Genomic DNA, 10,774 nt, shown 5'->3' with positions numbered 1-10,774 from the left:
GCCCAGCCGGTCGCCGCAGCGGCGGCGATGGGCGCGGCGGGGTACGGCGGCTACGACGGGTACGGCAACGACCAGCCCACCCAGGCCCTGCACCCGGCCGATCCGGTCGGCGCCCCGACCTCCATGCTGCCCCCGGTCAACCCGGACGACGGCGGCTACGACGACCGCGCGGGCCGCAGGCGCCAGCAGAAGAAGAGCAACACCTCGACGATCCTGCTGGTCGTCGCGGGCGTCCTGGTGCTCATCGGCGCGATCCTGATCGGCCGCACGGTCTTCAGCGACAACGGCAGCGACGAGGCCATGGCGCCGAGGATGGTCGGCTACACGGTCGAAGAGGCGCAGAACCTGGCGGACACCTCGGGCGTGCTCCTGAAGGTCGGTGAGAAGAAGGAGTGCGAGAAACAGCCCGAGGGCAAGATCTGCAGCCAGGACCCCGTCGCGGACGCCTCGATGAAGAAGGGCGAGACCGTCACGGTCGTCGTCTCCACGGGCGCGCCCAAGGTCGAGGTACCGGACGTCCTGGAGAAGTCGGAGGCCAGCGCCCGGAAGATCCTGGAGGACGGGGGCTTCGCGGTCGAGGTCGAAACGGTCGAGTCGGAGGCGACCCCGGGCACGGTGACCAAGCAGGACCCGGAGCCCGGCGCGAAGGCCGACAGGGAGTCCGAGGTCAAGCTCACCGTGGCCAAGAAGGCGGCCGCGGACATGCCCGACGTCCGCACACGTCAGTACGACGCGGCGGTGGCCCAGCTGAACGGCCTCGGGTTCATGAACGTGTCGAAGCAGGAGGTCGACTCCCCGGAACCCGCCGGGATCGTGGTCGAGCAGACGCCGGCAGGCCCGAGCAAGCAGCCCGAGGACGTCCAGATCGTCCTCAAGGTCTCCAAGGGCCCGCCCGAGCCGGAGCAGGTGGCGGTACCCGAGCTGAGGAACCACACGCTCGGCGAGGTCAAGGCCGCACTGGCCCAGGCCGGTCTGCAACTCGGGAACGTCGAGGGTCCGAACGACGACAACGCCCGGGTCTACCGGACGGACCCCGAGACGAACCAGATGGTCGACAAGAACGGCGCGGTGAGCGTGTGGACCATGCCGGGCGGTAACAACACCATCTTCGGCGGCCGCTCCGGCTAGCCGGACGCCGGCGCCGGTCGGCACGGCGAAGGGCCGCGGTCACCTCGGAGGTGACCGCGGCCCTTCGCCGTTGCCGGGGGCGGGGCTCCCTCCGGCCAGGGGCCGGGCCGTCGGCCGGAACCGCCGCCGAGGAGGGGGAGGGACCCGTCCGGTTCAGCGCAGCTCGGCCGGCTTCGTACGGTCCTGGTCGACCTTCTCCGTCCGGACCAGCTCGCCCCAGACGATGTAGCGGTACTTGGACGTGTAGACGGGCGTGCAGGTGGTCAGCGTGATGTAGCGGCCGGGCTTCTTCACCCCGGACTCCTCCGGCACGGGCGCGATCGCGTCGACGTTGTACTTCGACGTCTCGGGGAGCTCCGCGTAGACCTTGTAGACGTACCAGGTGTCCTTGGTCTCGAAGACGATCGCGTCGCCCTTCTTGACCTTGTCGATGTTGTGGAACCTGGCGCCGTGACCGTCCCGGTGCGCGGCGAGCGTGAAGTTGCCCTCCTCGTCCTCGGGCAGGGCCGACTTCACCGGGTCCGTGTAGTAGCCGGCGATGCCGTTGTTGAGCGTCGCGGTGTCGGTGCCCTTCTTGACCAGCACCTCGCCGTTCTTCATGGCGGGGACGTGCAGGAAGCCGATGCCGTCCTTGGTGTCCAGCTCGCCGGGGCCCCGGCCCTGGGCCCAGTGGTCGCGGACGGTGTCGCCCTGTTTGCCGGCCTCGCGGTCCGCGAGCACGTTGGTCCACCACAGCGAGTAGACGACGAACAGCCCGAGCACGAGGCCCCCGGTGATCAGCAGTTCGCCGAAGAGGCTCACCACCGCCGCGACGGGATGGCGGCCCGCGCGCCGCACCGGGGGTGCCGAGACCTCGGCACGCTCTTCCTGCTCGGTCCTCGCTGCCACCGCACCCGCCCCTGTCCTGATGTCGCCCAGCCCGCCTCAGCCGACGAGCGCGTCGGGCTTGCCCTTGCTGCGCGGCCGTTCGTCGACCATCTTGCCCCACACGATCATTCGGTACGTACTCGTGAATTCCGGCGTACACGTCGTGAGAGTGATGTACCTGCCCGGACCGGTGAAGCCGGAACCCCGCGGCACTTCGTCGATCACCGAGACGTTGGAGGGCGCGGTCTGGGGAAGGATGCCGGTCATCTCGTACGTGTAGTACGCGTCCTGGGTCTCGACCACGATCGGGTCGCCGGGCTTCAGCTTGTTGATGTAGCGGAACGGCTCGCCGTGGGTGTTGCGGTGGCCCGCCACCGCGAAGTTGCCCTGCTTCGCCGACGGCATCGCGGTCTTCAGCGTGCCCTCGGCGTAGTGCCCGACCATCCCGCGGTCGAGGACCTTCTCCTTGCTGATGCCCTCGGCGATCGGCGCGACGACGTCCAGCTTCGGGATGTGCATGATGGCGAACCCCTGGCCCGGCTCGAAGGCGCCCGGCGTCCGGGACCCGGCCGCCCACTGGTCCTGGATCTTGTGGGTCTCGCGCCCGGCGATCTGGTCGGCGCGGACGTTGGTCCACCACAACTGGTAGGTGACGAAGAGGAGCATCAGGACACCGAAGGTGATGAACACCTCCCCGACGACCCGGCTGGCCACCACGGCCGGGCTGTCCTTGGCCGCGCGGGCCGCCCGTCTGGCCTCCAGGCGGGACATCGGCACCGCCGGCTCCGGACGGCGCCGTCCACGGCCCTTCGCCGCCCGTCTGCGCTCGGCCCGCCCGCCCGTCGGCGCCGGTTCCGGCACCTCTTCTGCGGCCGGCACGGAGTCGAGGGGGTCGTAGGCGTCGCCCTCGTCCGCCTGCGGGGGGCCCGTGACCGGCAGTACGACGGTCTCGTCGGGGATGGCGGGGGCGCGGGGAGCCCGGGGCGAAGGCGGCGTGGAGCCGGACACGGCGTCCGGCACCACCGGCGCACCGGCCGACTGGCCCCCGGGCGGGCCCCCGAGCGGCGGTGCCCCCTGCGCGGACCGGGCACCCGGTGTGCCGTGCGGGACGGGTCCCCCGGACCGAGGCACCTGATCCGGCCCCTGGGGGCCGTACCAGTCCCGCCGGTAGCCCTCGGGGTCGTACCACTCGCCGGGGGTCTCCACGGGCTGCTGGAGGCCCTGCTGGGCCGTGGGCGGCCCTCCTCCTCGGGCGCCGCCGTTCCCGGGTGCGGTCTCGTCCCGGAACCAGGGCGAGGTGTGCTGCCCGGGGATCGGCAGCGGATCGTTCAACGGGTCCGCGAGCTGGTCCACCGCCGCCTCGAACGTGCCGTCGGCCGCGTACGCTCCCTGCGGGTACGGGCCGTCGTGGCCGGCGTCGGGCTCGGGGCGCAGTGGGGTCACGCGGCGGCCTTGCCCACCACCGGGGCGAGTCCCGCCGACCTGGCGACGGCCCCGGCGTCCCCGCACCTTTGAAGCCAGTTGGCCAGCATCAGGTGGCCGTGCTCCGTGAGCACCGACTCGGGGTGGAACTGCACGCCCTCCACGTCCAGTTCGCGGTGGCGCAGCCCCATGACGATGCCGTCGGCGGTACGCGCCGTCACGTCCAGCACATCGGGCAGGGACTGCGGTTCGGCGGCCAGCGAGTGGTAGCGCGTCGCGGTGAACGGGGAGGGCAGTCCGGCGAACACACCCCGTCCTTCGTGGAGCACGGGTGAGGTCTTGCCGTGCAGCAGTTCCGGCGCACGGCCCACGACACCGCCGTACGCCACGGCCATCGACTGCATGCCCAGGCACACCCCGAAGACCGGGACACCGACGGCGGCGCAGTGGTGCACCATGTCGACGCAGACGCCCGCCTGTTCGGGTGTACCGGGGCCCGGCGAGAGCAGGACGCCGTCGAAGCCGTCCTCGGCGCGCGCGGTGGTCACCTCGTCGTTGCGCACCACCTCGCACTCGGCGCCGAGTTGGTAGAGGTACTGGACGAGGTTGAAGACGAAGCTGTCGTAGTTGTCCACGACGAGGACGCGTGTGCTCACCGGCCGGCCCCCGTTCCGCCGCCCTGGCCGTCCACCGTCACGTCACCGAACGGGAGCAGCGGCTCCGCCCAGGGGAAGACGTACTGGAACAGCGCGTAGACGACCGCCAGGACCAGGACGAGTGAGATCAGACCCCGCACCCACACGTTGCCCGGCAGATGCCGCCAGATCCAGCCGTACATGCTGTCCCCTCCATTCGGTACGGGACCAGACTAAAGGGCCGGGGTACGGGAGCGGGACGGATACGGGTCAGTCCACAGGCTGTGCGTGATGGAGGTCCACCGTGCCGGAGTACCCGGGGAGGGTCACCTTGTTCTCCTCCTCGACCTTCCAGCCGAGTCCGTACGCCTTCACGTACAGCTGGTAGTTCTGGATCGCCGTGGAGTCGTCGAGTGCCTTGCGCAGGCCGGCCCGGTCACCGACGGCGGTGATCCGGTACGGCGGCGAGTAGACCCGTCCCTGCAGGATCAGCGTGTTGCCGACGCACCGCACCGCGCTGGTGGAGATCAGCCGCTGGTCCATGACCTGGACACCGCGGGCGCCGCCCTCCCAGAGCGCGTTGACGACGGCCTGCAGGTCCTGCTGGTGGATGACCAGGTCGTTGGGCTGGGGGTCGGGGTAGCCGGGGTTGGCGGTGGCGTCCGGCGGAGCGTCGTCCAGGGTGACGGTCAGGGCCTCGCCGGTGAGCTTCGTGGTGCCCGCCGCCTTCTCCAGCGCGTCGAGCTTCGCGTCCTCGGCCTGGGTGCTCCCGTCGTCCCGCCGGGCCAGGGCGTCGATGTCCGCGCGGACGGCGGCGGTCGACTCGTCCAGCTCGGCGTTGTTCTCACTGCGCTGCTGAATGAGGTCGGAGAGCTTCAGCAGGGAGGAGTCGGTGCGGATATCGGTTCCCTTGGCCGTATTCGCACTCGTGACGAAGATCAGCCCGGCAAGGGCGAAAACGGCAGCCGTGAGCGTTTGGACCGGCCACCGGGACCCGCGTCGGACCGGACCTTGGGGAGAGTCGGCAGAATTGCTCAACGTACCCTTATCTCCTTAGGCGCCACGGAAGCACTACGCTAACGGACGCCCCGGGGAGGCAGCATTCCCCCTCGCGCCCCGGCGCCAGCCACAGATCCCTGCGCGGTCACGCAGCGCATCGACAGGAGAGTCCCTCGTGCCGAAGTCACGTATCCGCAAGAAGGCAGACTTCACGCCGCCCCCGGCGAAGCAGTCCACCAACATAAAGCTGACCAATCGCAGCTGGGTGGCGCCGGTGATGCTGGCGCTCTTCCTGATCGGTCTGGCCTGGATCGTGGTCTTCTACGTGACCGAGGGCGACATGCCGGTCGAGTCGATGGGCAACTGGAACATCGTCGTGGGCTTCGGCTTCATCGCCGGCGGCTTCGGCGTCTCCACGCAGTGGAAGTAGCCTTCCGGGTCGTGGTCCTCCGCTGAAGTTACCCACAGAGTTATCCACAGCCGGGGGAAAAGGTCAGACGATCTGTGGATAACTTCCCCCGATGTTGACGCCGATGCGACTGTTCGCCGCACAGCCTTACGCATCCGGGGCGGGAACGCCCCTTGTCCTGCCTGGTAGAACTCGGTTCAGCGACAAGGGGCACACACGTTCCCCACGTCATGCACAAGATCCGGCACACTCTGTGGACAACTATGATCGCTGAGCGACCGATTCCGCTCAGGTAAGGGTCGCGGTACGCACGAGGACGGTCACCACCACCGCCGCCAGCACCAGTGCGCAGCTGCCGGACTGTACGAGGTTCCGGTGCGCCCGTGGCGCGTGGACCATGGCGACCGCCATCGCGACGCCGGCGACGAGGCCGCCCACGTGGGCCTGCCAGGCGATCGAACCCCAGGGGTTGAAGGTGAAGATCAGGTTCACCACGAGCAGCACGATCACCGGCCGCATGTCGTAGTTCATCCGGCGCATCAGGACGGCCGTGGCGCCCAGCAGCCCGAAGACCGCGCCGGAGGCGCCCAGTGAGCCCTGCGCGGGGTCGGAGAGCGCGTAGGTGAGCGCACTGCCGGCGAGCCCGGAGAGCAGGTAGAGCGCGAGATAGCGCGCCCGCCCCAGGGCGGCCTCCAACGGCCCGCCCAGCCACCACAGCCCCAGCATGTTGAAGGCGATGTGCCACACCTGCTGGTGCAGGAACATCGACGTGAACAGCCGGTACCACTGCCCCTCGGCCACGCCCTCGATCCCGGCCGACGGATTCCCCAGATACGCCCGGCCGAACAGCAGCAGCTCGTCGAGCAGGGACTCGTCGACCGAGACGGCGACGAAGACCGCGAGATTGAGGACGAGAAGGATCTTGGTGATCAGGCGCGGGTCGGCGGCGACACTTCCGCCCGCCAGGGTGCGGGGCCTGCTCGCGGCAGGGTGGTGCCCGGTGCCGGAGCCCTGCCGGACGCACTCGGGGCACTGGAAACCGACCGAGGCGTCGATCATGCAGTCCGTGCAGATCGGCCGCTCGCACCGGATGCAGCGGACCCCCGTCTCCCTGTCCGGATGCCGGTAACAGGTGAGCGGGCCGCCCGGTGCGGACCCGCCCTGGTCGTCCGGCTGCTGGTCCATCGGTCACGACCCCTTCGGTCCTCGTCCCCGGTACTCACGGTGGAGCGGCAGACGTGGGACCGCCCGCTCGCCCGTCGTGTAGCAGTACGGACGAACAGGGCGATTGGTTCCCGAACCGACCGGTCGGCGCGGTGGGTGGCGGCCCGGCCTGCCTCAGCGGGTCTCGATGACGACCGACTCCAGTACGACGTCCCGCAGCGGGCGCTGGGTGCGCGGGTTGGTCGGCACCGCCGCGACGGCGTCGACCACCCTCCGGGCGGCCTCCGTCTCCACCTCGCCGAAGATGGTGTGCTTGCCGGTCAGCCAGGCCGTGGGGGACACGGTCACGAAGAACTGGGAGCCGTTGGTGCCCGGGCCCGCGTTCGCCATCGCGAGCAGGTACGGCTGGGTGAAGGCGAGGTCCGGATGGAACTCGTCGGGGAACTCGTACCCCGGGCCGCCCGTGCCGTTCCCCAGCGGGTCGCCGCCCTGGATCATGAAATTGCCGATCACGCGGTGGAAGACGGTGCCGTCGTAGAGCCGGTCCGTGGACTTCGTCCCCGTCGCCGGGTCGGTCCACTCGCGTCCCCCGGTGGCGAGCTCGACGAAGTTCCTGACCGTCCTGGGCGCGTGGTCCGGCAGGAGCCGGATCGCGATGTCGCCCTGGCTGGTCCTCAGAGTGGCGTAGAGCTGCTCGGCCACGGTCCGCCTTCCGTACGTCTGCGCTGACGAGCACCGATCCTCCCACGGGGCACCCCGTCATCCGCCGTCGCGCACCGTTCCCCCACGTTCCACGGAACACATGCCGCCAAGTGCGCGCCGGGACGGCGCGCACCGGAGCGCTCCGTGGCATGGTCGTCGGAACATCCCCTGCACCTCTTGACTCGCTATGCCGCTCTTGACCCAGATGCCCGTCTCGTCTGGCGCCGAAAGCCTCGGCGGGCATGATTTCGAATTGGGTGGATAGGCGGAGTACCTACCCGCCACCAAGGAGGAGGATCACGTGACCCGCATCGACAGCGTGCGCGCCGCAACCTACTCGGCGAAGGACAGCGCGCAGCACGCCGCGGAAGTGGTGGCGCCCTACGCCGACACGGCCAAGGAACAGGCCGCGCACTACGCTCTGGAGGCCCGCTCACGGCTCGCGCCCAAGGTGTCGAAGGCCGCATCGCAGGCCCGCGTCCAGTACGACGCCCACCTCGCCCCGCGCATCGAGCAGGCGTTGGCCCATGTGCCGCCCAAGGTGGACGAGGCCGCACAGCGCGCGGCGGTACGGACGCGCCAGGCGGCCCGGAGCGCCGCCGGTTACGCCGTGCCGCGGGTCGAGTCCGCGGTGGCCGCGAGCCGGCCCATGGCCGAGGAGGCGACCGCCCGGAGCGCTGCCGCGCTGGCCGCGCTGCGGGGCCAGGTGACGGCCAAGGAGATCCAGAAGCTCGTACGCAAGCACGAGCGGCGGGCCAGGTGCGGCCGCTTCGCGAAGGGCGTCCTCGTGCTGGGGGCCCTGGCGGGCGGCGCGTTCGCCGCCTGGAAGTGGTGGGACAAGCAGGCGAACCCCGACTGGCTGGTGGAGCCGCCCGCCCCTACCGAGGTGTCCGACGACCGCGCCACGTTCTCCTCGGTGGACGGCGGCGGGACGACGGTGCTGGACCCCGAGGCCGGGGCCGGGCAGGACGCGGCCGGTATCGGCGAGATCCGGTCGGACGAGGACGAGCGGGGCGAGCGCTCCTGAGCGGCGGCACGGCCCGCGACGCACGAGAGGGGCGTCGGGAAGACCACACGGTCTTCCCGACGCCCCTCTCGTGCTGAGGACCGCGCGGAGAACGAAACGAGAGGACAGAACCCCCTGACCGCTTCTGTGCCGGTCAGGGGGTTCAATGATGTGGAGCCTAGGAGATTCGAACTCCTGACATCTGCCTTGCAAAGGCAGCGCTCTACCAACTGAGCTAAGGCCCCGGAAAAGGGATGACAGCGCCAGGACACCTGTGTGCCACGACGTCCGTCGCAGAACAGAGTACCGGGTCATCCCCCGGATCCCGCACAAGGATTGGGGCTCCCGGTCCACGAACACTCTCCGTAAGATGCACGACGAGGTTCGCGGCAGCGAAGCCGCAGCGAAGGGGAGACGCAATGGACGCAGCGCAGCAAGAGGCGACGGCTAGAGCCCGGGAGCTCCAGCGCAGCTGGTACGGGGAACCGCTGGGGGCGCTCTTCCGCAGGCTGATCGACGACCTCGGCCTCAACCAGGCACGGCTCGCCGCGGTGCTCGGGCTCTCCGCCCCGATGCTGTCGCAGCTGATGAGCGGCCAGCGCGCCAAGATCGGCAACCCCGCGGTCGTCCAGCGCGTCCAGGCCCTCCAGGAGCTCGCCGGCCAGGTGGCGGACGGCAGCGTCAGCGCCGGGGAGGCCGCCGCCCGCATGGAGGAGGTCAAGAAGTCCCAGGGCGGTTCGGTCCTGACCGGAACCGGCCAGAGCACCATGAGCGGCGGGGCGCCCACGGTCCGGCGCGTGGTCCGCGAGATCCAGTCCCTGCTGCGGTCGGTCGCCGCCGCGGGCGACATCATCGAAGCGGCGGACTCCCTCGCCCCGACCCACCCGGAACTGGCAGAGTTCCTCCGGGTGTACGGAGCGGGGCGCACCGCCGACGCGGTCGCGCACTACGAAGGCAACCAGAACTGAAGAGGCCCTGAGATCACGGGGGCGGGGTCCTGGACGACAGGGCCCCTTGCGGTATCCGGGCGGCCGGGCGACGAGCCGAGACGTGGACGGGGAGCGGGCACAGCACAATGGGTGAGGTCTTCGCCGGTCGGTACGAACTGATCGATCCGATCGGGCGCGGTGGGGTCGGAGCCGTCTGGCGCGCCTGGGACCACCGGCGCCGCAGGTACGTGGCGGCCAAGGTGCTCCAGCAGAGCGACGCGCACACCCTGCTGCGCTTCGTCCGCGAGCAGGCGCTGCGGATCGAGCACCCCCACGTCCTGGCCCCCGCCAGCTGGGCGGCGGACGACGACAAGGTCCTGTTCACCATGGACCTGGTCAGCGGCGGATCGCTGGCCCATCTCATCGGCGACTACGGCCCCCTGCCGCCGCGTTTCGTCTGCCTGCTGCTCGACCAGTTGCTGTCCGGGCTGTCCACGGTGCACGCCGAAGGGGTGGTGCACCGCGACATCAAACCGGCCAACATCCTGCTGGAGGCCACCGGTACCGGCCGGCCGCATCTGCGCCTCTCCGACTTCGGCATCTCCATGCGCAAGGGCGAGCCGCGGCTGACCGAGACCAACTACGTGGTGGGTACGCCGGGTTACTTCGCGCCCGAGCAGATGCTGGGCGCCGAACCCGACTTCCCCGCCGACCTGTTCGCAGTGGGACTGGTCGCGCTCTACCTGCTCCAGGGCCGAAAGCCCGACTCCCAGGCGCTGATCGAGCACTTCGCCGCACACGGGACCCCCGGAGCACCGCAGGGAATCCCGGAGCCCCTGTGGCAGGTCCTCGCGGGGCTGCTGCAGCCGGACCCCCAGGCCCGTTTCCGGACCGCCACCGGTGCGCGCAAGGCGCTCACCGCCGCGGTCGAGATGCTGCCGGAGCCCGGACCGGACGACGAACCGGTGGAGGTCTTCGACCAGATCGGCCCGCTGCCGGACGGGTTCGGCCCCTCCGGACCCGTACACGCCGCCCAGACGCCCGTACCGGACGCCGGAGCCGCCCCGGCCGCCGGAGCCGCCGCGCAGGCGCCACAGCCACCCCAACAGCCCCTGGGGGCAGGGGCGCAGACGTACGCGCCGCCCGCCGTCTCCATGTCCGAGACGGGCAGCTTCCACCTCGCGCCGCCCCCGCAGCAGCCGGCGCCGGTGCCGATCCCGGCGCAGCCGTACACCCCGCCCGGTCCGCACTCCCCGCACCCGGGCGGGCCCTTCACCGCCGTACCGGACCCCTCCCAGGCGCCGACCGGCCCGCTGCCGCACGGCACGGTCCCCACCCGCGCCTACACCGGCCCGCACCCGGCCGTCCCCGCGCCGGCGCCCCAGGCGCGCGGGACGCGTCCGGGACCGCCACGCGTGGTGGTGGTCCCGGTGCTGGTCGTGGCACTGATCTGTTTCGCGGTGGGCATCTGGGCGCTGACCCAGACCTGAGCCTGTCTCTTATACACATCTCT

General features: G+C 70.7%; 12 protein-coding genes and 1 tRNA gene. 5 read left to right on the top strand and 8 right to left on the bottom strand.

The window, feature by feature from the left end; genetic code table 11:
* Positions 1 to 1,128: Stk1 family PASTA domain-containing Ser/Thr kinase (locus tag IH13_RS0101380; RefSeq protein WP_037840645.1), on the top strand; the 1,128-nt coding region annotated here is incomplete at its 5' end.
* 153 nt (positions 1,129 to 1,281) lie between these two features.
* Here IH13_RS0101380 and IH13_RS0101375 read toward each other — a convergent pair.
* From IH13_RS0101375 to IH13_RS0101355, 5 genes are all read right to left on the bottom strand, one after another.
* On the bottom strand, positions 1,282 to 2,016 hold the full coding sequence (locus IH13_RS0101375; RefSeq protein WP_031080307.1) for a class E sortase: 735 nt from the start codon (positions 2,014 to 2,016) through the stop codon (positions 1,282 to 1,284).
* Positions 2,017 to 2,052: 36 nt separating this feature from the next.
* Positions 2,053 to 3,438, bottom strand: coding sequence for a class E sortase (locus IH13_RS0101370; protein ID WP_031080305.1), 1,386 nt, complete (start codon positions 3,436 to 3,438; stop codon positions 2,053 to 2,055).
* Positions 3,435 to 4,073 carry an aminodeoxychorismate/anthranilate synthase component II gene (locus tag IH13_RS0101365; protein WP_031080303.1) on the bottom strand — a complete coding sequence of 213 codons (639 nt, stop codon included), beginning with the start codon at positions 4,071 to 4,073 and terminating at the stop codon, positions 3,435 to 3,437. Before IH13_RS0101365 ends, IH13_RS0101370 begins: the two co-directional genes overlap by 4 nt.
* Complete coding sequence (locus tag IH13_RS0101360) at positions 4,070 to 4,255, bottom strand: hypothetical protein (protein ID WP_031080301.1); 186 nt, start codon at positions 4,253 to 4,255, stop codon at positions 4,070 to 4,072. The genes IH13_RS0101365 and IH13_RS0101360 overlap by 4 nt, the downstream gene beginning before the upstream one ends.
* A 67-nt stretch (positions 4,256 to 4,322) precedes the next feature.
* Entirely contained in the window at positions 4,323 to 5,090 is a 768-nt protein-coding gene (locus IH13_RS0101355; RefSeq protein ID WP_031080299.1) for a DUF881 domain-containing protein, read from the bottom strand.
* A gap of 136 nt (positions 5,091 to 5,226) precedes the next feature.
* Between IH13_RS0101355 and crgA the strand changes: the two genes are divergently transcribed.
* Positions 5,227 to 5,481, top strand: a complete 255-nt coding sequence (gene crgA / locus IH13_RS0101350; protein WP_031080297.1) for a cell division protein CrgA — start codon at positions 5,227 to 5,229, stop codon at positions 5,479 to 5,481.
* Positions 5,482 to 5,748: 267 nt separating this feature from the next.
* Here crgA and IH13_RS0101345 read toward each other — a convergent pair whose 3' ends face one another.
* Both IH13_RS0101345 and IH13_RS0101340 read right to left on the bottom strand, forming a co-directional pair.
* Entirely contained in the window at positions 5,749 to 6,645 is an 897-nt protein-coding gene (locus IH13_RS0101345; protein WP_031080295.1) for a rhomboid family intramembrane serine protease, read from the bottom strand.
* A 153-nt stretch (positions 6,646 to 6,798) separates the two neighbouring features.
* Positions 6,799 to 7,326, bottom strand: a complete 528-nt coding sequence (locus tag IH13_RS0101340) for a peptidylprolyl isomerase (protein ID WP_031080293.1) — start codon at positions 7,324 to 7,326, stop codon at positions 6,799 to 6,801.
* A 301-nt stretch (positions 7,327 to 7,627) separates the two neighbouring features.
* Here IH13_RS0101340 and IH13_RS0101335 point away from each other — a divergent pair, with 301 nt between their 5' ends.
* Positions 7,628 to 8,353: a DUF5324 family protein gene (locus IH13_RS0101335; RefSeq protein ID WP_031080292.1), complete on the top strand. Its 726-nt coding sequence runs from the start codon at positions 7,628 to 7,630 to the stop codon at positions 8,351 to 8,353.
* Between the two features lie 151 nt (positions 8,354 to 8,504).
* Here IH13_RS0101335 and IH13_RS0101330 read toward each other — a convergent pair.
* Positions 8,505 to 8,577: transfer RNA gene (locus IH13_RS0101330), tRNA-Ala, on the bottom strand.
* 174 nt (positions 8,578 to 8,751) lie between these two features.
* Here IH13_RS0101330 and IH13_RS0101325 point away from each other — a divergent pair.
* A complete protein-coding gene (locus IH13_RS0101325) occupies positions 8,752 to 9,300 on the top strand; it encodes a helix-turn-helix domain-containing protein (RefSeq protein WP_031080291.1) in 549 nt (182 codons plus the stop codon).
* A 107-nt stretch (positions 9,301 to 9,407) separates the two neighbouring features.
* Entirely contained in the window at positions 9,408 to 10,751 is a 1,344-nt protein-coding gene (locus tag IH13_RS0101320) for a serine/threonine-protein kinase (protein ID WP_031080289.1), read from the top strand.
* The last annotated feature ends 23 nt before the right edge of the window (positions 10,752 to 10,774 follow it).

The sequence above is a fragment of the Streptomyces sp. NRRL WC-3549 genome (assembly GCF_000721935.1).
In the GTDB taxonomy this organism is placed as follows: Bacteria; Actinomycetota; Actinomycetes; order Streptomycetales; family Streptomycetaceae; genus Streptomyces.
Note: the sequence above shows the minus strand (reverse complement) of the source record. Positions and strands in the feature narration are given on the sequence as shown.